The organism is Burkholderia cepacia complex sp. TUM26381 (assembly GCF_057439935.1).
This window is the reverse complement of record NZ_CM172008.1, coordinates 1,160,527-1,185,604: the sequence shown is the minus strand read 5'-3', so window position 1 is coordinate 1,185,604 and position 25,078 is coordinate 1,160,527. Positions and strand designations below refer to the sequence as shown.

Annotated in this window: 21 protein-coding genes; 15 read left to right on the top strand and 6 right to left on the bottom strand. The window is 67.7% G+C overall.

Annotated elements, in window-relative coordinates; genetic code table 11:
- The first annotated feature begins 86 nt into the window (after nt 1-86).
- Nucleotides 87-1,484 (top strand): purine-cytosine permease family protein, encoded by a 1,398-nt coding sequence (locus tag ACWMMN_RS37155; protein ID WP_342706140.1) that lies wholly within the window; start codon nt 87-89, stop codon nt 1,482-1,484.
- Nucleotides 1,485-1,661: 177 nt separating this feature from the next.
- Here the strand turns inward: ACWMMN_RS37155 and ACWMMN_RS37150 are convergent, their stop codons facing one another.
- A complete protein-coding gene (locus ACWMMN_RS37150) occupies nt 1,662-2,666 on the bottom strand; it encodes an AraC family transcriptional regulator (protein WP_256087594.1) in 1,005 nt (334 codons plus the stop codon).
- A 144-nt stretch (nt 2,667-2,810) separates the two neighbouring features.
- Here ACWMMN_RS37150 and ACWMMN_RS37145 point away from each other — a divergent pair, with 144 nt between their 5' ends.
- The 3 genes from ACWMMN_RS37145 to ACWMMN_RS37135 are packed head-to-tail and all read left to right on the top strand — an operon-like array spanning nt 2,811 to nt 6,468.
- The gene (locus ACWMMN_RS37145) at nt 2,811-4,478 is read left to right on the top strand and encodes an acyl-CoA synthetase (RefSeq protein ID WP_486424283.1); all 1,668 of its coding nucleotides are present in this window, start codon (nt 2,811-2,813) and stop codon (nt 4,476-4,478) included.
- Between the two features lie 13 nt (nt 4,479-4,491).
- Nucleotides 4,492-5,259, top strand: coding sequence for a 3-hydroxyacyl-CoA dehydrogenase (locus ACWMMN_RS37140; protein ID WP_059241042.1), 768 nt, complete (start codon nt 4,492-4,494; stop codon nt 5,257-5,259).
- A gap of 18 nt (nt 5,260-5,277) precedes the next feature.
- Nucleotides 5,278-6,468: an acetyl-CoA C-acyltransferase gene (locus ACWMMN_RS37135; protein WP_486424282.1), complete on the top strand. Its 1,191-nt coding sequence runs from the start codon at nt 5,278-5,280 to the stop codon at nt 6,466-6,468.
- Between the two features lie 81 nt (nt 6,469-6,549).
- On the opposite strand, the gene ACWMMN_RS37130 is transcribed toward ACWMMN_RS37135, so the two are convergent.
- A complete protein-coding gene (locus tag ACWMMN_RS37130) occupies nt 6,550-7,248 on the bottom strand; it encodes a TetR/AcrR family transcriptional regulator (RefSeq protein WP_174993626.1) in 699 nt (232 codons plus the stop codon).
- Nucleotides 7,249-7,569: 321 nt separating this feature from the next.
- Between ACWMMN_RS37130 and ACWMMN_RS37125 the strand changes: the two genes are divergently transcribed.
- The 8 genes from ACWMMN_RS37125 (at nt 7,570) to ACWMMN_RS37090 (ending at nt 18,117) form a co-directional block, all read left to right on the top strand.
- Complete coding sequence (locus tag ACWMMN_RS37125; RefSeq protein WP_059241039.1) at nt 7,570-8,850, top strand: Zn-dependent hydrolase; 1,281 nt, start codon at nt 7,570-7,572, stop codon at nt 8,848-8,850.
- 127 nt (nt 8,851-8,977) lie between these two features.
- Nucleotides 8,978-10,315 (top strand): NAD(P)-dependent oxidoreductase, encoded by a 1,338-nt coding sequence (locus ACWMMN_RS37120; RefSeq protein ID WP_486424281.1) that lies wholly within the window; start codon nt 8,978-8,980, stop codon nt 10,313-10,315.
- Between the two features lie 55 nt (nt 10,316-10,370).
- Nucleotides 10,371-11,684: an NAD-dependent dihydropyrimidine dehydrogenase subunit PreA gene (gene preA, locus ACWMMN_RS37115; protein ID WP_256087590.1), complete on the top strand. Its 1,314-nt coding sequence runs from the start codon at nt 10,371-10,373 to the stop codon at nt 11,682-11,684.
- Nucleotides 11,685-11,786: 102 nt separating this feature from the next.
- On the top strand, nt 11,787-13,295 hold the full coding sequence (locus tag ACWMMN_RS37110) for an NCS1 family nucleobase:cation symporter-1 (RefSeq protein ID WP_486424280.1): 1,509 nt from the start codon (nt 11,787-11,789) through the stop codon (nt 13,293-13,295).
- Between the two features lie 63 nt (nt 13,296-13,358).
- On the top strand, nt 13,359-14,816 hold the full coding sequence (gene hydA, locus ACWMMN_RS37105; protein WP_340626270.1) for a dihydropyrimidinase: 1,458 nt from the start codon (nt 13,359-13,361) through the stop codon (nt 14,814-14,816).
- A 255-nt stretch (nt 14,817-15,071) separates the two neighbouring features.
- Nucleotides 15,072-16,346 (top strand): NupC/NupG family nucleoside CNT transporter, encoded by a 1,275-nt coding sequence (locus tag ACWMMN_RS37100; RefSeq protein WP_059241035.1) that lies wholly within the window; start codon nt 15,072-15,074, stop codon nt 16,344-16,346.
- 39 nt (nt 16,347-16,385) lie between these two features.
- Nucleotides 16,386-17,702, top strand: coding sequence for a thymidine phosphorylase (gene deoA, locus ACWMMN_RS37095; protein ID WP_486424279.1), 1,317 nt, complete (start codon nt 16,386-16,388; stop codon nt 17,700-17,702).
- A gap of 25 nt (nt 17,703-17,727) precedes the next feature.
- Nucleotides 17,728-18,117, top strand: coding sequence for a cytidine deaminase (locus ACWMMN_RS37090; protein ID WP_486424278.1), 390 nt, complete (start codon nt 17,728-17,730; stop codon nt 18,115-18,117).
- Between the two features lie 28 nt (nt 18,118-18,145).
- Here ACWMMN_RS37090 and ACWMMN_RS37085 read toward each other — a convergent pair whose 3' ends face one another.
- The 4 genes from ACWMMN_RS37085 to msrB form a co-directional block, all read right to left on the bottom strand.
- A complete protein-coding gene (locus ACWMMN_RS37085; RefSeq protein ID WP_059241032.1) occupies nt 18,146-19,261 on the bottom strand; it encodes an aromatic ring-hydroxylating oxygenase subunit alpha in 1,116 nt (371 codons plus the stop codon).
- Nucleotides 19,262-19,485: 224 nt separating this feature from the next.
- Nucleotides 19,486-20,229 carry a peptide-methionine (S)-S-oxide reductase MsrA gene (gene msrA, locus ACWMMN_RS37080; RefSeq protein ID WP_059241031.1) on the bottom strand — a complete coding sequence of 248 codons (744 nt, stop codon included), beginning with the start codon at nt 20,227-20,229 and terminating at the stop codon, nt 19,486-19,488.
- 57 nt (nt 20,230-20,286) lie between these two features.
- The gene (locus ACWMMN_RS37075) at nt 20,287-22,146 is read right to left on the bottom strand and encodes a cytochrome c biogenesis protein DipZ (protein WP_486424277.1); all 1,860 of its coding nucleotides are present in this window, start codon (nt 22,144-22,146) and stop codon (nt 20,287-20,289) included.
- A 35-nt stretch (nt 22,147-22,181) separates the two neighbouring features.
- Nucleotides 22,182-22,712 (bottom strand): peptide-methionine (R)-S-oxide reductase MsrB, encoded by a 531-nt coding sequence (msrB, locus tag ACWMMN_RS37070; RefSeq protein WP_486424276.1) that lies wholly within the window; start codon nt 22,710-22,712, stop codon nt 22,182-22,184.
- Between the two features lie 701 nt (nt 22,713-23,413).
- Between msrB and ACWMMN_RS37065 the strand changes: the two genes are divergently transcribed.
- The 3 genes from ACWMMN_RS37065 (at nt 23,414) to ACWMMN_RS37055 (ending at nt 24,907) form a co-directional block, all read left to right on the top strand.
- Entirely contained in the window at nt 23,414-23,788 is a 375-nt protein-coding gene (locus ACWMMN_RS37065; RefSeq protein WP_486424275.1) for a hypothetical protein, read from the top strand.
- Nucleotides 23,789-24,126: 338 nt separating this feature from the next.
- Nucleotides 24,127-24,375 (top strand): hypothetical protein, encoded by a 249-nt coding sequence (locus ACWMMN_RS37060; RefSeq protein ID WP_233464290.1) that lies wholly within the window; start codon nt 24,127-24,129, stop codon nt 24,373-24,375.
- Nucleotides 24,376-24,634: 259 nt separating this feature from the next.
- Complete coding sequence (locus tag ACWMMN_RS37055) at nt 24,635-24,907, top strand: hypothetical protein (RefSeq protein ID WP_342706047.1); 273 nt, start codon at nt 24,635-24,637, stop codon at nt 24,905-24,907.
- Nucleotides 24,908-25,078: the final 171 nt, after the last annotated feature.

Genomic DNA, 25,078 nt, shown 5'->3' with positions numbered 1-25,078 from the left:
TTTCATCTTGTTTCAATTAATGAGGAATTCAGAAAACATCGCCGCCCGCGAGCCGACACACATCACGACATAGACAAGGAGACGAAATGAGTCAGGGCGAGTCCATTGCTCATCTCGAGGAAAGCACCATCCAGCCGATTCCGCTGACCGAGCGGCACGGCAGCGCGAAGGACCTGTTCACGATCTGGTTCGGGTCGAACATCATGATGCTGACGATCGTCACCGGATCGCTCGCGACGACGGTGTTCAAGCAGCCGTTCTGGTGGGCCGCGCTGGCCACACTCACCGGCAGCCTGATCGGCGCAGTGTTCATGGCGCTGCATTCCGCGCAGGGGCCGCAGCTTGGCGTGCCGCAGATGATTCAGACACGGGGGCAGTTCGGGTCGTTTGGCGCTCTGCTGGTGGTCGCGCTGGTCGTCGTGATGTATGTCGGCTTCTTCGCGTCGAACTGCGTGTTCGGCGGGCAGGCGCTGCACAGCCTGAGCCCGGCTATTCCGCTCGATGCGGGCGTCGTCGTGATCGGGCTGATCAGCCTGCTCGGGTCGATCTACGGCTACAAGCTGATCCACGCGTATGCGCGACTGCTGAGCTGGTGCTCGGGCAGCGTGCTCGTGCTCGCATTCGTGTGGATCATCTTCGTGCACGGATTGCCGGGCGATACGTTCTCGAAGCATTCGCTGAACCTGTCCGGTTTTCTCGGTGCGATGTCGGTCGCCGCGCTGTGGCAGATCGCGTATGCGCCCTACGTGTCGGACTATTCGCGCTACCTGCCGCCCGACACGGGGCCGCGCAGCGCGTTCTGGTCGAGCTACTGGGGCTGCGTGCTCGGCTCGTTCTTCCCGATGCTGCTCGGCTGCCTGGTCGGCCTCGCGACGCCCGACGGCAACGTCGTGAGCGGCCTCACGGGCCTCACGCAAGGCATCAGCGTGCTCGTGATCGTCGTGCTGTCGTTCGGCATCGCGGCCAGCAATGCGATGGAGCTGTATTGCGGCGCGCTGTCGGCCATCACCGTGCTGCAGACGCTCTTCCCGTCGTGGTCGGGCAAGGCGCGGGCGCGCGCGATCACCGCGATCGTCCTGTGCGGCATCGCGCTCGCGATCGCGCTGTTCGGACAGGACAATTTCCTCGCCGGCTACACGAACTTCATCCTGCTGCTGCTGTACGTGCTCGTGCCGTGGACCGCGATCAACCTCGTCGATTACTACCTCGTGTGTCACGGCGAGTACGACGTCGATTCGTTCTTCCGGCAGGACGGCGGGATCTACGGACGCTTCAACACGATCGCCGTCGGGTCGTATTTCATCGGCATCGTCGCGCAGGCGCCGTTCATGGCGACCGACCTCTATACGGGCGAACTGGCGAGCCGGCTTGGCGGTGCGGACGTATCGTGGATCGTCGGCCTGTCGCTGACATCGCTCGTCTACTACGCGGGTTGCAAGCTGTTCTCGCGGCCGTTGCAGGGTGTCGCGGCGAGCGTCGACTGAGCGCTTCGTGGTGTCGGCGCCCGCGTGACGTTACGGCACGAACGTCCGCAGGCGCTTCACGCCGGAGGTCATGGCCGAGCTTGCCGGTGCGAAACTCGCAGATGTTCGCGGCGTATCGGCGTCGCGGGACGGGCGCCCCGCGACTTTCGCACGCGTCCCGGTTCAACCGCACGCGCTTCAAGGCTCCACCTCAGCCGCATGCACGTCACGCCGGAATGCGCCGGGGCTCGTGCCCGTCCACTTGCGGAACGCGCGATGAAACGCGCTCGGCTCGGTGAAGCCGAGTTCGACCGCGATCTCCGCGACGCTGAGCGCGTGCCCGCGCAGCAGCGACTGGGCCAGCGCGCCGCGCAACTCGTCCTTGATCGCCGCGAAGCTTTGCCCTTCGCTGCGCAAGCGTCGCCGCAATGTCGCGGGCGTCGTGCCGAGGCGCACGGCCAGCGTGTCGAAGTCGGGCCACTCGGCGGCCGGCAAGGCCTTCAGGTGCGCGCGTGTCTTCGCGACCCAGCCCGTATCGTGCCGGTAGCGGACCAGCAGGTTGCCGGGCGCGCCGCGCAGGAACGTTTTCAGCGCCTGCTCGGAACGGATCGTCGGCAGCGCGAGATACGCGGCATTGAACGCGAGCCGGCTGTCGGGCCGGTCGAAATGCACGGGCACGCCGAAGAACTGGTGATAGTCGCTGCGCTGATCGGGGCTCGGGCAAGCGAAATCGATGCGCTGCAGCGGGATGCGCCGGCCGGTCAGCCAGCACGCGACACCGAGCAGGATCAGCCAGAAGGTCCGGTACGCGAACGCCGGATATGGCGCGCCCGATTGCGTCAGCACGATCTGCGCCTGCCCGTCGGCCACGACGAGCGCGCCGTGCGGCTCGTCGAGCACCACGCGCAGGAACTGCAGCGCGCGCCGCAGCGCCTGCTCGAGCGTACCGGCGTGCAGCACCGCGTGGCACAGCAGCGTGAAGCTGCCGCGCCGCATCGGGCGCGCGGCGAGCCCGAAGAATTCGTCGTCGAGCACGCCGGCGATCGCCAGCCACAGCCGGCCGTACTGCAGCGGCGTGACGGGCTCGCGCACGGCGGCCGGCAGGCCGGCGGCGCGCAGCACAGGCGCCGTCGCGATGTGCCGCCGGCGCAGGCTCGCGAGCGCATCGTCGACGAAATCCGGCGAAATCATCTGCGGCCCCATTTTCCTGCATCCTCCCGACATGGCAAAAGCGATCACGATTCTAGATTCTGTTTGTCATTGATTGCAATGTACGGGCTGTCTACTATCGATGTATCCCCGTCGCGCCCCTGGCTCGCCGGCGGTCATAACGCACAGGAGACACGCATGCCTGATGGAGCTACCGCCCGGGCGGTGCCGGCCTACGCCGACGCCGTGGCCCGGTTCAGTATCGAGACCGCCGCCGCGCAACTGCACGGCGACCTGGAGCGCGGCCTGAACGCGTGCGTCGAATGCTGCGACCGGCACGCGACGGCGGGCGCGGTCGCGCTGGACTGGATCGATATCGGCGGGCAGCACCACCGCTTCACGTTCGCGCAGATGCAGGCGTTGTCGGCCCGCGTGGCGAACCTGCTCGTCGCGCAGGGCGTGAAGCCGGGCGACGTGGTGGCCGGCCTGCTGCCGCGCACGCCGGAGCTTGTCGCGACGATCCTCGGCACGTGGCGCGCGGGCGCCGTCTACCAGCCGCTGTTCACCGCGTTCGGCCCGAAGGCGATCGAGCACCGGTTGCGCATGAGCGATGCGCGCCTCGTCGTGACCAATGTCGCGAATCGCGCGAAGCTCGACGAGATCGCCGATTGCCCGCCGGTCGCGACGGTGCGCGAACCGGGCGACACGCTGCCGGAGCGCGACATCGATTTCCGCGCGGCGCTCGACGCGCAGTCCGACACGTTCGAACCGGTGCTGCGCAAGGGGTCCGACCTGTTCATGATGATGTCGACGTCGGGCACGACGGGTTTGCCGAAGGGCGTGCCGGTGCCGCTGTACGCGCTGCTCGCGTTCGGTGCGTACACGCGCGACGCGGTCGACCTGCGCGCGGGCGACCGGTTCTGGAACATCGCCGATCCGGGCTGGGCGTACGGCCTCTACTACGCGATCACGGGCCCGCTGGTGCTCGGCCATGCGACGACGCTCTACGAAGGCAGCTTCACGGTCGACAGCACGTACGACGTGATCGAACGGCTCGGCATCACGAGCCTGGCCGGCTCGCCGACCGCGTACCGGATGCTGATGGCCGCCGGACCGGAAGCGGCGGCGCGCGTGAAGGGCAAGCTGCGCGTGGTGAGCAGCGCGGGCGAACCGCTGAATCCGGAGGTCGTGCGCTGGTTCGACGCGGCGCTCGGTGCGCCGATTTACGATCACTACGGCCAGACCGAGCTCGGGATGGTCGTGAACAACCATCACGGTCTCGCACACGTGGTGCATGTCGGTTCCGCCGGCTTCGCGATGCCGGGCTACCGGGTCGCGGTGCTCGACGAAGCGGGCCGCGAGCTCGGCCCCGGCGAGCCCGGCAACCTCGCGATCGACATCGCGCGCTCGCCGCTGCTGTGGTTCCGCGGCTACTGGCAGCAGGACACGCCGGCGATCGCGGGTGGCTATTACCGGACGGGCGACAACGTCGAACTGGAGCCGGACGGCACCGTGAGCTTCATCGGCCGCGCGGACGACGTGATCACGTCGTCCGGCTACCGGATCGGCCCGTTCGACGTGGAAAGCGCGCTGATCGAGCATCCGGCCGTCAGCGAAGCGGCCGTGATCGGCGTGCCCGATCCGGAGCGCACGGAAATCGTGAAGGCGTTCGTCGTACTGTCGAAAGGCTTCGACGGTACGCCTGAACTGGCCGAGGAACTGAGCCTGCATGTGAAGCGGCGGCTGTCCGCTCACGCCTATCCACGCGCGATCGACTTCGTCGACGCGCTGCCGAAAACCCCGAGCGGCAAGATCCAGCGCTTCGTGCTGCGCAAGATGGAAGCCGAGAAGGTCGCTCAACCCTGAATATGGACTGCGAATGAATATCAAGGATCGCGTTTTTATGATTACGGGCGCCGGTTCGGGCCTTGGCGCCGCGGTGGCGCGCATGGTCGTCGAGCAAGGCGGCAAGTCCGTGCTGCTGGACGTCAATGACGATGCGGGCGCGAGCCTCGCGAACGAACTCGGTGCGGCCGCGCGTTTCGTGAAGACCGACGTGACGAGCGAAGCCGATGGCCAGGCGGCCGTCGCCGCCGCGCGCGATGCATTCGGCCGTATCGACGCGCTCGTCAATTGCGCGGGCGTCGCGCCGGGCGAGAAGGTGGTTGGCCGCGACGGCCCGCACTCGCTCGAGCGTTTCGCACGTGCGGTATCGATCAATCTGGTCGGCACGTTCAACATGATCCGGCTGGCCGCCGAAGCGATGTCGAAGCAGGACGCCGACGCGGAAGGCGAGCGCGGCGTGATCGTCAACACCGCATCGGTCGCCGCGTTCGACGGGCAGATCGGGCAGGCGGCGTATGCTGCATCGAAGAGCGGCGTGGTGGGCATGACGCTGCCGGTCGCGCGCGAACTCGCGCGCTTCGGCATTCGCGTCGTGACGGTCGCGCCGGGCATCTTCGCGACGCCGATGATGGCCGGCATGCCGCAGGACGTGCAGGACGCGCTCGGCAAGAGCGTGCCGTTCCCGCCGCGGCTCGGCCGCCCGGAAGAATTTGCGGCGCTGGTGCGCCACATCGCCGAAAACACGATGCTGAACGGCGAAGTCATCCGTCTCGATGGCGCGTTGCGCATGGCACCGCGCTGACACTGGAGGAAGCGAATCATGACGACTCAGGATCCGATCGTAATCGTTGGCACGGCGCGTACGCCGATGGGTGGTTTTCAGGGCGACCTGGCGGCGGCCAGCGCGAGCGACCTTGGCGCGGTCGCCATTCGCGCGGCGCTGGAGCGCGCGAACGTGCCGGCCGAGCGTATCGACGAAATCGTGTTCGGCTGCGTGCTGCCGGCCGGCCAGGGCCAGGCGCCGGCGCGGCAGGCCGCGCTGAAGGCCGGGCTGCCGCTCGGCGCGGGTGCGACCACGGTCAACAAGATGTGCGGTTCGGGGATGAAGGCGGCGATGTTCGCGCATGACCTGCTGCTGGCCGGTTCGGCGGCGGTGGCCGTCGCGGGCGGGATGGAGAGCATGTCGAATGCGCCGTATCTGCTGCCGAAGGCGCGGGCGGGGATGCGCATGGGTCACGGGCAGGTGCTCGACCACATGTTCCTCGACGGGCTCGAAGATGCGTACGAAAAGGGCCGTTTGATGGGCACCTTCGCCGAGGATTGCGCACAGGCGTACCAGTTCACACGCGAGGCGCAGGATGCGTTCGCGATCGCATCGCTCACGCGCGCGCAGCGCGCGATCGCCGAAGGGCATTTCGTGTCGGAGATCGCGCCGGTGACCGTGAAGGCCGGCAAGACCGAAAGCGTCGTGTCGATCGACGAGCAACCGGGCAATGCGAAGCTCGACAAGATCCCGACGCTGAAGCCGGCGTTCCGCGACGGCGGCACGGTGACGGCCGCGAACGCGTCGTCGATCTCGGACGGCGCGGCTGCGCTCGTGATGATGCGCCGCTCCGAAGCCGAGCGCCTCGGCCTCGCACCGAAGGCCGTGATCGTCGGGCATTCGACGTTTGCGGACAAGCCGGGCCTGTTCGCGACCGCGCCGATCGGCGCGCTGCGCAAGCTGTCCGAGAAAACCGGCTGGAACCTGCGCGACGTCGACCTGTTCGAGATCAACGAAGCGTTCGCGGTCGTGCCGATGGCCGCGATGCGCGACCTCGACCTGCCGCACGAGAAGGTCAACGTACACGGCGGCGCGTGCGCGCTCGGGCATCCGATCGGCGCATCGGGTGCGCGCGTGATGGTGACGCTGCTGGCCGCGCTCGAAACGTATGGCCGGAAGCGCGGCGTCGCATCGCTGTGCATCGGCGGCGGTGAGGCGACGGCCATCGCGATCGAGCGCATCGCGTAACGTATCGCCGATTACGCACGCTGCAACGCGGGCGACGGGTATCGCGCAAGGCGGACTTGCGCGATACCCGTCGCCCGTTTTTTATTCCGGAGAACTTGCCTTCGGCGATACCGCGCCGCATGCGCGGATCACGAGCTGCACAACCTGTTCGGTCTTCTCGTCGAACGCCTTCTTCGTGAAGGTGCGCTTGCCGCTCAGCGCGCGGATCTGCGCATCGAAATCCGCGTAGTGCTGCGTGGTCGCCCAGATCAGGTACATCAGCGCATGCGCATCGATCGGCGCGAGCAGCCCGCGCGCGATCCAGCCGTCGATCACGCTCACGCGCGTGTCGAACCACGGCCTCACGCGTTCCGACAGGATGTCCTGCATGTGCTCCGCGCCGTGGATGATCTCGTTGGCCCACACCTTGGAGCCGAGCGGTCGCCGTTGCGACAGCGCCATCTTTGCGCGCACGTAGCCGGCGATCGCCTCCACCGGATCGTCATCGGCCTCGAACGAGCCGGCCGCGCGATGCCAGTCCTCGAACAGGTCGTCGAGCACGCGACGGTACAGCGCGAGCTTCGTCGGGAAGTAGTAATGCAGGTTGGCTTTCGGCAAACCGGCACGCTCCGCGATCATCGCGGTGCTCGCGCCGTTGAGCCCGCGTTCCGCGAATACGGCCTCCGCGCAGGCGAGCAGATGCGCTTCGTTGGACTCGCGGATGTGCGCCTTGCGTCGCCGCAAAGGCGCGGACGTTTCGTCTCGGTCGGTGGCTTCGGTTGCCGCCTCGTCATGTCTCATCGTTACCCTCGCGCGGCGGGCATGCCGCGTTGGGCTTCATTCTAGCCGCTGATCCGCGTCGAGCGCACGCGTGCGGATGCCGCGCGTGCGTGGCGATGCTGCATTGCGATGGCACGTTTCTCGCTCTGTCGCGTCATGCAAGAAAGACGTTGCGCTGGCCATTTTGATCGTCTAAAACCTGTCCAATCGGACAGGATCTGATGCGTTTCGCGAACGACGGGAACATGCACCGCACTTGGGCGGACATGCCCCGGAACAGGCATCGCACGCACCGGCACAGACCGGGCTGAAAACATTACCGACCCCACAGGAGCGATACGAATGAACGCGGTATCGGAAACAGTGAAGCGGGCAGCTTTCGACACGTCGATCAAGGTCGACGGCAAGCGGTTGTGGGACAGCCTGATGGAAGTCGCGAAGATCGGCGCGACGCCGAAGGGCGGCGTGTGCCGCCTCGCGCTGACCGATCTCGACAAGGCCGGCCGCGACCTGATCGTCGGCTGGGCGAAGGCCGCCGGCTGCACCGTGACGGTCGATACGATGGGCAACGTATTCATGCGCCGTGCGGGCCGCGTGGCCGACGCGGCGCCGGTCGTCACGGGCTCGCACGCCGATTCGCAGCCGACCGGCGGCCGCTTCGACGGCATCTACGGCGTGCTCGGCGGCCTCGAGGTGATTCGCAGTCTCAACGATCACGGGATCGAGACCGAGCATCCGGTCGAGGTCGTGATCTGGACCAACGAGGAAGGTTCGCGCTTCGCGCCCGCGATGGTCGCGTCCGGAGTGTTCGCGGGCGTGTTCCCGCTCGAATACGGGCTGTCGCGCAAGGATGTGGACGGCAAGACGATCGGCGAGGAACTGGCGCGCATCGGCTACGCGGGCGACGTGCCGTGCGGCGGGCGCAAGCTGCACGCGGCATTCGAGCTGCATATCGAGCAGGGGCCGATTCTCGAAGCGGAATGCAAGACGATCGGCGTCGTGACCGACGCGCAGGGGCAGCGCTGGTACGAGATCACGTTCACCGGGCAGGAAGCGCACGCGGGGCCGACGCCGATGCCGCGCCGCCGCGATGCGCTGCTCGGCGCGTCGCGTGTGGTCGATCTCGTCAACCGGATCGGCCTCGATCATGCGCCGTTCGGCTGTGCGACGGTCGGGATGATGCAGGTTCACCCGAACTCGCGCAACGTGATTCCCGGGCGCGTGTTCTTCACGGTCGATTTCCGTCATCCGGACGACGCCGTGCTCGCGAAGATGGACGCCGCGCTGCGCGACGGCGTCGCGCGCATTGCGGCCGACATCGGGCTCGAGACCGAACTCGATCAGATTTTCTACTACAAGCCGGTCGCGTTCGATGCCGCCTGCGTCGAAGCCGTGCGCGGCGCGGCCGATCGCTTCGGCTATTCGCATCGCGACATCGTGTCGGGTGCGGGCCACGATGCGTGTTATCTGGCGCAGGTCGCGCCGACGTCGATGGTGTTCGTGCCGTGTGTCGACGGCATCAGCCACAACGAGATCGAGGACGCGACGCCCGCATGGATCGAGGCCGGCGCGAACGTGCTGCTGCACGCGATGCTGTCGCGCGCATGCGAGCCGGCTTCATGATGGATCGGTCATAGCAGCCGGGAGGCTGCGTATCGCCTGAACACAGGATTCCTCAGCATGACCGCCCCGACTGTGCGTTTGCAGCCGGCGGGGACGGCTTTGTCTCCACTCAGTCGAAGGAACGCGTATGACCACCAAGCCAACCGGCGATATCGCCGCGCATCGCCTGTCGTCCACGCAACTCTCGTGCGAATTCGCCGATATCGCGCCGCTGCTCGATCCGACTGCCGCGGCGGCCGCCGCGAGCCGTTGTCACTACTGCTACGACGCGCCATGCGTGCAGGCGTGCCCGACGCAGATCGACATCCCGAGCTTCATCCGCAAGATCGGCAACGGCAACCTGAAAGGCGCCGCGACCGACATCCTGTCCGCGAATCCGCTCGGCGGGATGTGTGCGCGCGTGTGCCCGACCGAGATCCTGTGCGAAGGCGCCTGCGTGCGTAACCACCAGGATGCGCAGCCGGTTGCGATCGGCGCGCTGCAGCGGCATGCGACCGACTGGGCGATGGAAACCGGTGCGGTGCAGTTCCGGCGCGCGCCCGATACGGGCCGTCATGTCGCGGTGGTCGGCGCCGGGCCGGCCGGACTCGCGTGTGCGCACCGGCTCGCGCTTGCCGGGCATCGCGTCACGCTGTTCGACGCGCGCCCGAAGGCCGGTGGCCTCAACGAATACGGGATCGCCGCGTACAAGACCGTCGACGATTTCGCACAGCGCGAAGTCGAGTGGCTGCTGTCGGTCGGCGGCATCACGCTGGAAACCGGGGTTGCGCTCGGGCGAGACGTGACGCTCGACGCACTGCGTGAGCAGCACGACGCGGTATTCCTCGCAATGGGGCTCGGCGGCGTGCGGGCGCTCGCGATCGATGGCGAGCAGCTGGGCGGCGTGATGAATGCGGTCGATTTCATCGAGCAGGTGCGGCAGGCCGACACGCTGGAGAACGTGCCGGTCGGGCGGCGCGTGGTCGTGATCGGCGGCGGCAATACGGCCATCGATGCGTCCGTGCAGAGCCGCAAGCTCGGCGCCGAGCGCGTGACGATGGTGTACCGGCGCGGCGTGGAGGCAATGAGCGCGACGTGGGCCGAGCGCGAGTTCGCGCAGAAGTGCGGCGTCACGCTCGTCACGCATGCGAAGCCGGTGCGCATGGCGGGCGCGAACGGGCAGGTGACGGGTGTCGAATTCGAGGCCGCATCGGGCGAGCGCTTCACCGTCGATGCGGACATGGTGCTGAAGGCGATCGGCCAGACGCTGGTGCCGGACGGTGTCGCCGCCGCGTTGCTGACGGCGGACAGTTCGCGCATCGCGGTGGATGCCGACGGGCGCACGGCGCTGCCCGACGTATGGGCCGGCGGCGACTGTGCGGCGACGGGCGGCATCGACCTCACGGTGCAGGCCGTGCAGGACGGCAAGCGCGCGGCCGCGTCGATCGACGCGGCGCTCGCCGCGCGCGACGCAAAGGCGGCCTGAACGCGCGGCGCACTGCAAGCACATCGAACACGACCCCATTCTCACGGAGCCGACCATGGCCGACCTTCGTTGCACCATCGCAGGCATCACTTCGCCGAATCCGTTCTGGCTGGCGTCCGCGCCGCCGACCGACAAGGCGTACAACGTCAACCGCGCCTTCGAGGCGGGCTGGGGCGGCGTCGTCTGGAAGACGCTCGGGCTCGATCCGCACGTCGTCAACGTCAGTTCGCGCTACGGCGCCGTGCAATGGAACGGCCAGCGCATCGCGGGGCTGAACAACATCGAGCTGATCACCGACCGGCCGCTCGACGTGAACCTGAGAGAGATCGCGCAGGTGAAGCGCGACTGGCCGGACCGCGCGCTGATCGTATCGCTGATGGTGCCGTGCAACGAACGCGACTGGAAGTGGATCCTGCCGCTTGTCGAGGATACCGGCGCCGATGCGGTCGAACTCAACTTCGGCTGCCCGCACGGCATGAGCGAGCGCGGGATGGGCGCGGCCGTCGGGCAGGTGCCCGAATATGTCGAAATGGTCACGCGCTGGGTGAAGGAAGGCACGAAGCTGCCGTGCCTCGTGAAGCTCACGCCGAACATCAGCGATATCCGGATGGGGTCGCGCGCCGCATACAAGGGCGGTGCGGACGGCGTGTCGCTGATCAACACGATCAACTCGATCGTCGCGGTCGATCTCGATCACATGGCGCCGATGCCGACCGTCGACGGCAAGGGCACGCACGGCGGCTATTGCGGCCCGGCGGTCAAGCCGATCGCGCTGAACATGGTCGCCGAGATCGCACGCGACCCGGAAACGCCGAACCTGCCGATTTCGGGCATCGGGGGCATCTCGTCATGGCGCGACGCGGCGGAGTTCATGGTGCTCGGTGCCGGCAGCGTGCAGGTGTGCACCGCGGCGATGCATTACGGATTCCGGATCGTGTCGGACCTCGCAGACGGGTTGTCGAACTGGATGGACGAGAAAGGCTATGCGACGCTCGACGACATCCGCGGCCGCGCGGTGCCGAACGTGACCGACTGGAAATACCTGAACCTGAAGTACGACATCAAGGCGCGCATCGACCAGGACCGCTGCATCCAGTGCGGGCTGTGCCATATCGCGTGCGAGGATACGTCGCACCAGGCCATCACGGCGACGAAGGACGGCGTGCGGCACTTCGAAGTGGTCGATTCGGAGTGCGTCGGGTGCAATCTTTGCATGCATGTGTGTCCGGTCGAGCAATGCATCACGATGGAGCGTGTCGATACGGGCGACTACGCGAACTGGACCACGCATCCGAACAATCCGGCGAGCGCGGATGCGAGTGCAGGTGCGGCGGCGGCGCCCGAGAAGCACGCGAAGAAGGCTGCCTGACCGGCGTCCGGCGGCGCGGGACTTCCCGCACCGCCGCTTTTCGTTCCACCCGGGCCGGCATCGCATGATGCCGGCACTGGCGTTTTCCGTGGAGTGCGTTCGATGAATCACGCAGCGAATCCAGCCGATCCCGACAGCGCCGCGGCGCCGGGCGGCAGCCTGTACAACGACGACCTCGCGCCGACGACGCCGGCGCAGCGCACGTGGAAGTGGTATCACTTCGCGGCGCTGTGGGTCGGGATGGTGATGAACATCGCGTCGTACATGCTTGCGGCCGGGTTGATTCAGGAGGGCATGTCGCCGTGGCAGGCGGTGACGACGGTGCTGCTCGGCAACCTGATCGTGCTCGTGCCGATGCTGCTGATCGGCCATGCGGGTGCGAAGCACGGGATTCCGTACGCGGTGCTCGTGCGCGCGTCGTTCGGCACGCAGGGCGCGAAGCTGCCGGCGCTGCTGCGGGCGATCGTCGCATGCGGCTGGTACGGCATCCAGACCTGGCTCGGCGGCAGCGCGATCTACACGCTGCTGAACATCCTGACCGGCAATGCGTTGCACGGCGCGGCGCTGCCGCTCGTCGGCATCTCGGTCGGGCAGCTCGCGTGCTTCCTCGTGTTCTGGGCGCTGCAGATCTACTTCATCTGGCACGGCACCGATTCGATCCGCTGGCTCGAAAGCTGGTCCGCGCCGATCAAGGTCGTGATGTGCGTGGCGCTCGTCTGGTGGGCGACGTCGAAGGCGGGCGGCTTCGGCTCGATGCTGTCGGCGCCGTCGCAGTTCGCGGCCGGCGGCAAGAAGGCCGGCTTGTTCTGGGAGACGTTCTGGCCGGGCCTGACCGCGATGGTCGGCTTCTGGGCGACGCTCGCGCTGAACATCCCCGATTTCACGCGCTTCGCGCATTCGCAGCGCGACCAGATGATCGGGCAGTCGATCGGGCTGCCGCTGCCGATGGCGCTGCTGTCGGTGGTGTCGGTCGTCGTGACGTCGGCCACCGTCGTGATCTACGGCAACGCGATCTGGGATCCGATCGACCTGACGAGCCGGATGACGGGCATCGGCGTGGGCATCGCGCTCGTGATCCTCACGCTCGACACGATGTGCTGCAACCTCGCCGCGAATCTCGTGGGCCCCGCTTACGATTTCTCGAGCCTGTGGCCGAAGGCCATCTCGTACCGCACCGGCGGGATGATTACCGCGACGATCGCGATCGTGATGATGCCGTGGAAGATCCTCGCGACGACGGACGGCTATATCTTTACCTGGCTCGTCGGCTATTCGGCGCTGCTCGGGCCCGTCGCGGGCATCCTGATGGTCGACTACTTCCTGATTCGCGGCACGCGGCTCGACACGCGCGCGCTGTTCGACGAGCGCGGCGGCTTCAGCTATGCGCACGGCTGGAACCCGGCCGCGCTGGCCGCGCTCGCGGTCGGCGTGCTGCCGAACCTGCCCGGCTTCCTGCACACGGCATTCCCGGCGTCGTTCCCGAACGTGCCGGCGTTCTTCAACACGCTTTATACGTACGCGTGGTTCGTCGGCCTCGTGCTGGCGTCCGGCGTGTACGGCACCTGGATGAAGTGGCGCGCCGGACAGCGCGCGCAGATCGCGAGCGCATGACGCACACGGCATGCGATGCAAGCGCGGCATGCGGCACCCGACAGTCAACGAGGAGGCAACGAAATGGCAATCCTGATTCGCGGCGGCACGGTGGTCGATGCGGACCGCTCCTATCGCGCGGACGTGCTCTGTGCGGACCCTGAGGACGGCGGCACGATCCTGCAGATTGCGGAGACGATCGATGCGCCGGCCGGCGCAACCGTCGTCGACGCGCACGACCAGTACGTGATGCCCGGTGGCATCGATCCGCATACGCACATGGAACTGCCGTTCATGGGCACGAGGGCAAGCGACGATTTCTACTCGGGCACGGCCGCCGGGCTGGCGGGCGGCACGACGAGCATCATCGATTTCGTGATCCCGAGCCCGAAGCAGCCGCTGATGGACGCGTTCCGCGAATGGCGCGGCTGGGCCGAGAAGGCGGCTTCCGATTACGGCTTCCACGTGGCCGTGACGTGGTGGGACGAGAGCGTGCACCGCGACATGGGCACGCTCGTGCGCGAGCATGGCGTGTCGAGCTTCAAGCACTTCATGGCGTACAAGAACGCGATCATGGCCGACGACGAGGTGCTCGTGAACAGCTTCACGCGTTCGCTCGAGCTCGGCGCGCTGCCGACCGTGCATGCGGAGAACGGCGAGCTCGTGTTCCAGTTGCAAAAGGCGCTGCTCGCGCGCGGGATGACCGGGCCGGAGGCGCATCCGCTGTCGCGGCCGCCGGAGGTCGAGGGCGAGGCCGCGAACCGCGCGATCCGCATCGCGCAGGTGCTCGGCGTGCCCGTGTACATCGTGCACGTGTCGGCAAAGGATGCGGTCGACGTGATCACGCGCGCGCGCAGCGAAGGGCTGCGCGTGTTCGGCGAGGTGCTGCCGGGCCACCTCGTGATCGACGAGGCCGTCTATCGCGACCCGGACTGGACGCGTGCGGCCGCGCACGTGATGAGCCCGCCGTTTCGCTCGGCCGAGCACCGCGAGGCGCTGTGGCGCGGGCTGCAGTCGGGGCAGCTGCATACGACGGCGACCGACCACTGCGTGTTCTGCGCGTCGCAGAAGGCGATGGGCCGTGACGATTTCACGAAGATCCCGAACGGCTGCGGCGGCGTCGAGGACCGCATGTCGGTGCTGTGGCATCACGGCGTGAATCACGGCCGCATCACGCCGAACGAGTTCGTGCGGATCACGTCGACGAACGCCGCGCAGATCTTCAACCTGTATCCGCGCAAGGGCGCCGTGCAGGTCGGCGCCGATGCCGACCTCGTCGTGTGGGATCCGGCCGCGACGAAGACGATCTCGGTGAAGACCCATCACCAGCAGGTCGACTTCAACGTGTTCGAGGGGATGACGGTGCAGGGCGTCGCGACGCACACGCTCACGCGCGGCGCGCTCGCGTGGGCCGACGGTGAGCTGCGCGCGGTGCGCGGCGCGGGCCGCTACCTGAAGCGCCCGCCTGCGGCCGGCTACTACGAGGCCGCGCGGATCGCGAACCGGCTGCGCGAACCGCATCCGGTCGAACGCGCGGGCTGAGCGGCGCGGGTCATGCGGGGCGTGTCCGTTCGGGCGGCGAACGGCACGCCCCGCATACGTTTTGTGCAAAATAGATAGAATAACTGATCAAATAGCCGGGATGCGAAACGGGAAACGATCGACGGCAATGGCGACAGCGTTTTTGTCGGCGTTGCAGGCGTGCATATCCAGCGAGTAACATCCACCAACCCCGCACAGGGGCCGCGGGCCAGGGCCGCCCGCCGGACAGTTCAAATAGTGAGAAAGGAGCACAAGGTGGATATTCTGCGCAGTCTCCTCGGTATGCTGTTCCTGTTGCTGGTTGCCTATCTGTTGTCGAACAATCGCCGTGCGGTAAGCGGCCGGACCATGATCGCCGCGCTGCTCACGCAGTTCGCGATCGGCGCGCTGGTGCTGTTCGTGCCGTCGGGCCGCGCGGCGCTGGCGGGGGCCGCGAACGGCGTCAATCGCGTGCTCGACATGGGCAATCACGGCATTGCGTTCGTGTTCGGCGGGCTGGTCGATGCCCGGATGTTCCAGCTGTTCGGCGACGGCGGGTTCGTGTTCGGCCTGCGCGTGCTGCCGATGATCATCTTCGTCACCGCGCTGATCTCGGTGCTGTACTACATCGGCGTGATGAAGTGGATCGTCGCGATCCTCGGCGCGGGGCTCGCGAAAGTGCTCGGCGTGAGCCGCATCGAAGCGTGTTCGGCCGTTGCGACGATCTTTCTCGGGCAAAGCGAGATGCCCGCGCTCGTGAAGCCGTTCGTGCGGAACATGACGAGCGCCGAGATCTTCACGGTGATGGCGAGCGGCATGGCGTCGGTCGCCGGCTCGGTGCTGGTCGGCTACGCCGGCCTCGGCGTGAAGATGGAATACCTGCTCGCCGCATCGTTCATGGCAGTGCCGGGCGGGCTGCTGTTCGGCAAGCTGCTGTTTCCGACCGTCGAACCGAGCCGCATCGTGGTCGACGGTCTCGATTTCGACGACAAGCGGGCCGCCAACGTGATCGAGGCCGCGGCGTCCGGTGCGTCGGTCGGCCTGCGGATCGCGATCAACGTCGGCGCGATGCTGATCGCGTTCGTCGGACTCATCGCGCTGATGAACCTGATCGTCGGCGGCGCGGCCGCGTTCGCAGGCTTTCCGCAGGTCACGCTGGTGGGGCTCATCGGCCACCTGTTCGCGCCGCTCGCGTGGGTCATCGGCGTGCCTTGGCACGATGCGACGCTGGCCGGCAACTTCATCGGCGAGAAACTGATCTTCAACGAATTCGTTGCGTACGGCGACTTGTCGCCGTACCTGAAGGGCGGCGAGCACGTCGCGGCGGCCGGCTTGCAGGTGCTCGACCCGAAGACGCTCGCGATCGTGTCGTTCGCGCTGTGCGGCTTCGCGAACTTCTCGTCGATCGCGATTCTCGCGGGCGGCTTCAGCGCGGTCGCGCCCGAGCGCCGCTCGGAAGTCGCACGGCACGGCTTGCGCGCGCTGACGGCGGCAACGCTGTCGAACCTGATGAGCGCGGCGATTGCCGGCCTGTTCTTCTCGCTGCATTGAACCGTGCAGTAGACTCCGACCGTTCGAAGAGAGGCAACGATGTTTCTACCGCAGGAATTCATTCGCAGGAAGCGCGACGGGCAGCCGCTCGATCGCGACGGGATCGCCGCGTTCGTGCGCGGCGTGACCGACGGCAGCGTGACCGAGGGCCAGGTGGCGGCGTTCGCGATGGCCGTGTATTTCAACGACCTGAGCACCGACGAGCGCGTCGCGCTGACGCTCGCGCAGCGCGATTCCGGCGACGTGCTCGACTGGCGTGCGCTCGATCTCGACGGGCCGGTGATCGACAAGCATTCGACGGGCGGCGTCGGCGATGTCGTGTCGTTGATGCTCGGGCCGATGGTGGCTGCGTGCGGCGGCTACGTACCGATGATTTCGGGGCGCGGGCTCGGCCACACCGGCGGCACGCTCGACAAGCTCAGCGCGATTCCCGGCTACGACGTGATGCCTGCGACGGATGCATTTCGCCGCACGGTGCGCGAGGTCGGCGTCGCGATCATCGGCCAGACCGAGCGGCTCGCGCCGGCCGACAAGCGCATCTATGCGATTCGCGACGTGACGGCGACCGTCGAGTCGGTCGCGATGATCACCGCGTCGATCCTGTCGAAGAAGCTTGCCGCGGGGCTCGACGGGCTCGTGATGGACGTGAAGGTCGGCTCCGGCGCGTTCATGCCGACCGCGGAGAAATCGGCGGAACTGGCGCGCAGCATCGTCGACGTCGGCAACGGTGCGGGCATGAAGACGACCGCGATCCTCACCGACATGAACCAGTCGCTCGCGCCGTGCGCGGGCAACGCGCTCGAGGTGGCATGCGCGATCGACTACCTGACGGGCAAGTCGCGCCCGGCGCGTCTGCATGACGTGACGATGGCGCTGTCGGCGGAGCTGCTCGTCACCGGCGGGCTGGCACGCGATGTCGCCCACGCGCGCGTGAAGCTGCGGCAGGCGCTCGATTCGGGCGCGGCGGCCGAACGCTTCGCGAGAATGGTCGTGGCGCTCGGCGGCCCCGCGGACCTGATCGACGCGCCCGCCCGGCATCTGGCGCGGGCGGCGGTGATCGTGCCGGTTGCGTCGCCTGCGGCCGGCGTGGTGCAGCGGGTCGATTGTCGCGGGCTCGGACTGGCGGTCGTCGCACTCGGCGGTGGCCGCACGCGCGCGGAGGACGCGATCGACGTCAGCGTCGGCCTGACGGCGCTGACGGAGATCGGGCAGCGCGTCGAGGCCGGCGAGCCGCTCGGCTACGTGCACGCGCACGATCACGCGTCGGCGGCGCATGCGGTGGACGCGGTCCGGCGCAGCTACGTGCTCGGCGAGACCGGCGAAGCGCCGCCGACCCTTTACCGGCAGATCGGCTGACCCTACTCCCGGAGGCACCATTTCGATGGAACGAGACGAACTGCTCGAGCAGGCCAAGGCGGCGCGCGAACGCGCGTATGCGCCGTATTCGCGTTTCAAGGTCGGCGCGGCGCTGCAGGCGCGCGACGGGACGGTTTTCCACGGCTGCAACGTCGAGAACGCGTCCTACGGACTGTGCAATTGCGCGGAACGCACGGCGATGTTTTCGGCGATCGCCGCCGGCTATCGTCCCGGCGACTTCGCGCGGCTCGCGGTCGTCGGCGACACGGACGGCCCGATCGCGCCGTGCGGCGCATGCCGTCAGGTGATCATCGAGATCGGCTTGCCCGATATCGAAGTGATCCTGGCCAACCTGAAAGGGGCCGTCGAAGTCACGACGGCCCGCGCGTTGCTGCCGGGGGCGTTCAGCCTGTAACGGCGCGCATCGCGGCGCGCCGCATGCGTCACGCGCCTTCGCGCGTCTCGCGGATCGGGATCACGGTGCGCGCGCCGCACTGGCGCAGCAGGTCGCGCAGCTCGTTGATGACCGGAAACACCTCGTGGTTCCAGTCGGCGCCCTGACGATCGTGCGCTTCCTGCTCGCGCTCGACGATCCAGCGATCCTCGCGGAAGATGCGTTCGGTGAACCACACGAGCAGTGGCCACGCGAGATCGAGTGCGAACGGGATGCCGGGTTTGTGGATCGACAGCAGTCCGAACGTGCGGTTGGTACGCTGCTCGGCGTCGAGCGGAACGTAGACGATCCACAGATCCATCACGAGCGTGCCTTCGCTCGACCGGATCTGCAGCGTCTGGTACGGGTAGCCGGTGCGTACCGTCATCACGCTCTTGTCGGACTGGTCAGCGGGCTTCTTGCTCGCGCCGAACACGAGCGCTTCGCCGACCGGCTGCTTGCCTTCCATCCGCGCGAACGTGTAGTCGACCTCGACCCAGTCGTCGCCGCGGCGGCGGCCGACCGAGCGCGCGCGCATCTGTCCCATCTGCTTGCGGTGCAGGAACTGATGGTTCATGTCCATCAGGTTCTCGTGCATGAACGAGTAGTGGCACTTGACCTCGCGGCCGAAGCGGCGCGTCTTGTACGCACGGTCGTCCGCCGATTCGAGTGCGGGGAACGGCCGTTCTTCGGCGAGCGTCGCGTCGCCCGGGAACACGAAGATCAGCCCATGTGCCTCGCGGCACGGATACGCACGTACGCCGTTGGGCAAGCGTTCGCGGCCGAGGTAGGGCACGTCGACACAGCGGCCGCTGTCGCACGCGTAGGTCCAGCCGTGATAGCAGCAGCGCAGCGTTTCGCCGCTGACGACGCCCGCGTGCAGCGGAACCTGGCGGTGCGCGCAACGATCTTCGAGTGCGTACACGGCGCCGGACTCGGTGCGCACGAGCACGATCGGCTCGCCGGCAAAATGCACGCCGAGCGTCTTGCCGCGCTTGAGCTCGCGCGACCACGCGAGCGGGTACCAGTGATCGGGGTGAATCGGCACGCGGCGCAGGTCGCGCACGGTCGCGCCGGAGGACGATTCTCCAACGGTGTTGCTGTCAGGCAAGGGCACTGCGAGCATGCGTGACGCCTCCTGGCTGGGCGGGTGGTCCGGGCGCCGCAAAAAGCGGCGGGGATCTGGAGAAGTCTACGCGAAGTTGCCCGCCGCGGCGGACGCGATGCGGGTTTGCCCCGGCATGGCGGCCGGGGGTTCGTTGATGCGGCGCAAACGGGTTCGCAGGCGGCGCGTACCGGTCACGTACGGCCGTGCGGCGGGCGGTCTCCCGCCACGCGGCCGGTTGGCGGTCAGGAACGGGCCTCGCGCCACAGCACCGCGTCGGAACGGTACAGCGCCGGGAAGCGCTGCTTCAGCCCGGCGACCTTCGGCAGGTCGTTGAACGCGATATACGGCGCGTCGGGATGCAGTTCGAGGTAGTTCTGGTGATAGGCCTCGGCCGGATAGAACCCCTTGTAGTCCTCGACCCGTGTGACGACGGGCACCGGGAACACGTGCGCGGTGCCGAGCTGCGCGATGTACGCGGTCGCGACCGCGCGTTGCTGTGCGGTGGTCGGGAAGATCGCGGACCGGTACTGCGACCCTTCGTCGGGGCCCTGCCGGTTGAGTTCGGTCGGATCGTGCGCGACCGAGAAGAACACCTGCAGCAGCCGGCCGTACGTGATCTGCGTCGGGTCGTAGACGATGCGAACCGATTCCGCGTGCCCCGTCAGCCCCGAGCCGACGAGTGCGTAGTGCGCGGTTTCGGATGCGCCGCCGGCATAGCCCGCCGTGACCTGCTTCACGCCCTTCACGTGCTCGAACACGCCCTGCACGCCCCAGAAACAGCCGCCAGCGAGCACGGCCGTTTCTTCGTGCGCCGCGCCGGGCGTTTCGTCGAGCGTCGGCGCGGGCACCGTGCGCATCGGCTCGGCGGAATTGACGATGCGCTGGTAGCCGAACACGGCGGCGGCCGCGACGGCGACGGCGCCGATGCGGCGCAGCAAAGTCGCGCGGCGTCGCGCTGCGGCATCGCGGGTGGAGATCGGGATCATCGTTTGCTCCTTTTGAATGGGTCGGAGAGCGCGGCGGCCGGATGGCGGCGCATGCGATCAACCGAAAGTGAATGCGTACGCATCGACACCCGGATCGAGAAACTCGATCGCGAACGTGCGGTCGGCGACCGCACCCGGCTGCCGGACGAGCTGGTACAGACGCTGGCCGGTGATCGTGCCGTAGCCCTGCGCGTCGACGTCGGCGCCGTGCGCGGTACCGGGCGCCGCGCCGTCGAGCGTCACGCGAAAGCGCACGGGCCGGCCGTTTGCGCCCGGGCCTAGCACGAGGTGCAGGTCGCGTGCATGGAACCGGTAGACGATCCGGCCGTCGGGCGCGGCGAGCGACGCACGCTCGGCGCCGACACTCCAGGTTCCCGCGAGGCCCCAGTCGTTGAGGTCCAGCCGGGCCGGCGCGGCGTAGCGGTGTGCTGCATCGCGTACCGCGCCGCCCGGCGACGCGAAGCTCTCCGCGCGCGCATAGCCGACATAGGTTTCGGGCGAGCGGACGTCCGCGCTGTCGGCCGCCGCGAGTGCGCCTTTCGCGGGTGCCCCGGTCAGCCCGAGCGGCACGTTCAGCGCTTCCGGATGGCCGGCTTCCGCGAGCAGCGACTGGATCGCGCGTTCCGACTGCGCGTATTCGCCTTCGCCGAAGTGGTGATGACGAACGCGCCCTTGCGCGTCGATGAAGTAGTGCGCCGGCCAGTATTCGTTGTTGAATGCGCGCCAGATCGAATAACCGTTGTCGATTGCGACCGGGTAGTCGATGCCGAGGTCGTGCACGGCCTTCTTCACGTTGCCGATGTCGCGTTCGAACGCGAACTCCGGCGCGTGTACGCCGATCACGACGAGCCCGTACGGCGCGTATTTGTGCGCCCACGCGTTCGTGTACGGCAGCGTGCGCAGGCAATTGATGCACGAGTACGTCCAGAAATCGACGAGCACGACCTTGCCGCGCAGGCCGGCGGCCGTCAGCGGCGGCGAGTTCAGCCATTGCACGGCGCCGTCGAGCGACGGCAGCGTGCCTTCGACGGGCAGCGCGGCCGGTGTCGTGACAGCCGCGCGCATCATTGCGCTGCCGGCCATCGCACCGCCATCGGCCGCCGCGGTCATCATTGCGCCGCCGGTTACGTTGCCGGCGGTGTTGTCGGTTGAGTTGCCGGTCGCGTCCAGCGCGGCTGGTGCGCGGTTCGAGCGTCCGCCGAGGCGATCGACGAGCTTCGTCTCGAGGCCGCCCGTCGTGACGGTCGACAGTTGGGCAAGCGCACCCGTATCGAGGCCGAGCGCGATCGCGCCGACGCCCGCCAGGAGCGCCGCGCCGATCCCGCGCCGGATCCATTCGCCGGCGCCGAGCGAGCGCTTCATCGCGGCAAACACCTTGCCGCCGATCACGAGCGCGACGCCGAGCGACGTCGCCGCACCGGCCGCATACGCGACGAGCAGCAGCGTCGTGCCGACGCTCGCGCCGCGCAGCGCGGCGCCGGTGAGCACGAGCCCGAGGATCGGGCCTGCGCACGGCGCCCACAGCAGGCCCGTCGCGACGCCGAGCAGCAGCGACGACGCAGGGCCGGCCGGGCGGCCGTCGCGTTGCGCGAACCCGGTGAGCCGGTTGCCGGCGGCGACAAGCGGGCGCGTCAGGTGTTCCGCGAAGCGCGGCATCAGCAGCGTCAGCCCGAACACGGCGAGCAGCACGATGGCGATCCAGCGGCCGGCCTGGTTGGCTTGCGCGACCCAGCCGCCGCCGACGGCGGCAAGCGTCGCGACGACGGCGAACGTGAGCGCCATGCCGGCGAGCAGCGGCAGGCCGGTGCGCACGAACGGCTGGTCGGCGCGCGCGAACACGAACGGCAGCACGGGCAGGATGCACGGGCTCAGGATCGTGAGCACGCCGCCGAGATAGGCAAGGACGATGAGCAGCATGGTGCGTTCTCCAGTCGGTCGGGAGTGGGGCCGGATCAGGCGGCGGCCGGGTGGAAGGCGAGCGCGAGGCCGTTCATGCAGTAGCGCAGGCCGGTCGGCGGCGGGCCGTCGTCGAACACGTGGCCGAGATGGCCGCCGCAGCGGCGGCAGTGCACTTCGGTGCGGACCATGCCGAACGTGGTGTCGGCGTCGGTGCCGACCGCGTGGTCGAGCGGCTTCCAGAAGCTCGGCCAGCCCGTATGGCTGTCGAACTTGGTGGCGGACGAGAACAGGGAGAGGCCGCAGCCGGCACAGGCGAACGTGCCGGCCCGGTGCTCGTCGTTCAGCGGGCTGCTGTATGGCCGCTCGGTGCCGGCTTCGCGCAGGATCGTGTACTGGGCGGGCGTGAGCCGGCGATGCCATTCGGCGTCGCTGAGCGTGATCTCGAAAGGGGGGGCCTTCGGTGCGCCGGCCGGCGGCGCGGCGAACGCGCGGCCGACCAGCGTGCGGCGACCGGCGGAGGACAGCGCCGCGAGCGCGGCAAGGCCGGTGGCGCCGGCGAACAGCAAATGTCTGCGGGTAGGCATGGCGGGCTCCTGAAAGCAGGTCCTGAAAACATGCGCCCATCGTAGGCAACGGCCGGTGTCGAAGTCCTCACGGAAAGTTAAATGAATTGTGATGTCTGGGGTGTTTCGTGGGGGGCGGTGAAATCCGTCCGTACCCCAACCGGCAAGGGCCTTCTAGCGGGTGAGCCGCCGATGTTCACCGAGCACCGGTTCGCGCTGCGATTTTTAGTGTCGTTTTAGTGTTCGTCGAGTTGCGTGGCGAATCCGGACTTTGGCTTGCCGATCAAATCGGGCTGGGAAGCAAGCGTTGTTTGACTGCGGTCGCGAATCACACCGAGCGTCTGATGCGCATTGATAGACGGATGAGTTTGCAAGCTGGCGTGACCGACGTGTGATGCGCGTGTGGACGCGGAAGTTTGACAGTTTTTACGTAGAAACTTCAGGGGCGAGTCAGGACGCGCGCGGTTGTGCGGTGAAAGAGGAGCACGATGCGCTCCGCCGAAATGGTCCATGTCGAGGTAGGATCCGGCGGAATGAAGGGGAAAATAGTAAGGGCCATGTTGCCCTTCATTTCGGGACATCCTGCGAAGCCCCTGCGCGCGTCCCGCTCACGCAACTAATGTTGTGACGCGCCCGAGCACGGCGCTCAGGGTGACCTGATCAAGGTGCTACGCGTAGAACCCCCCACACAGCAGCCGGGTAGAGGCCGTCGGCGCGAACACGTGCTCGGCACGTTTCGCGCCGACGAACCAGTACTACCTGGGTTGCTCGACGCGTTGACGCGAGAGGAGCGCAAGGCGCTCTTGCGCTGGCTTGCGGCCTACCGGGAAAGCCAGGCGCGCGCAGATGCGCGCCCGGTGTTGACCGCGGCGCCCGCGCAGCTTGAGTCGCTCGTCAGGGCACTCGAGGTAACGGCCGACACGTTGTCGGCCGCTGACGCGGATCAAATGTGGGCGCAGCTGCAGGCGATCGCGCGAACGCTGAAGCGCACCGGCCATCCGCGGCCTCGCGCGGCGCGCCGGCCGCCGGCGCCGCTGCCCGGACAGCGAGACTTCTTCGATGAATGCGACGATCTCGAGGATCTGGCGGAACAGTGAGCACGTTCTCCGCCACACAAAGATCCCGACTCGAGCAGTCAATGCGCAGATCACACATTTGCCGGGTAGGGGAAGACGGCTTGCGTGGATCCTCCACGCCTACAGGAAGTTGCCAAAGGCCCATTGAGGGCTAGGCGAGAAATGACGATGCCCACCCGACGAACACCCTCAGTACAACGACACAGGTCTTCCGCGCACGCGAAGCTTGCCAAGACCCTATTGCTTCCGATGCCCCATCAGCAGGCCGAAAAGCTCTCGCTGGAGTATCACGCGGCGTTCGAAGCGTTGCGCATGCACCCGGTTCGGCGCGCGGACTCGCTGTTCTGCTCCAGATGGTCGTGCTCGCTCGCCTTATCGACGAGGCCCGCAAACGCGAACTACGCACCGAGATCCTGGTGGCCAGCGAACGCGGCATCAACGACGCGCTCGAGCGCGGCGGGGACAGCGGCGAATGGTGTCTGGATCCGCAGACGGACGAGCTCGTCGCCGCGCTGATCGCATGGCACGACGATCAGCTGCGCGGGGCCCCGCTCGGCGTGTTCGCCGAGGCGCTCGAGCGGCTTGAACGGATTCGCGACAAGCGCTAGCACCATTGCCTGCCGGCGCACGGTGGTGGCATCGGAAGCTGGCGTGGGCGACCCGACCACCGGCAGGATTTTGCTTGATGACCATCCCCCTGATATATACACAGTGTTCTCGGCGGCATTCGGCCGCCGAACGGGCGGGGACCAGGATGGACAACCCGAATCGAGCGGTCGATGGTCGTAATCGTGAAGCTTCCGTGCAGTTGGTGCCCGACCTCGCGGGCGGGCACGCACGCCTGGCACATACACCCGGGAGTCGAGCATGAGCACCGCGCCGATGCTCGAGCAGCGCGAGACGATGGTCGCGTTGGGGTGCACGGTGGTCAGCGACTACGGTTATTCGCACCGCAGCGGCTGGACGATCGGTGTCTGTCGGGTGCGCGATAAGTGGACTGTCGAGCTGTGGGATGGAGCGTCTCTCCATGGCGTCGTCGACTCGCCGGTTGCGGCCGTCAGGCTCCATCGGGAGTTGGTGACGGAATCCGACCCACGCAGCCTTCCTGATCTCGAAGGACAGGACGAGCTGTCGAACTGACCAGGTCAAGCGATCGGTGCGGCCGGGCCGCCGGCGTAAATTTTCCGGCGTAGACGCGATCGCGACGTCCGTTCGACGCGCCGCGGGTAGCGCCACCCCGGCCACGCTGCCGTCAGGTGCCGGCAATCGGTCCACGGGCGAGAAATAGAGCGCGTTCGCCTAAAGTTGCCA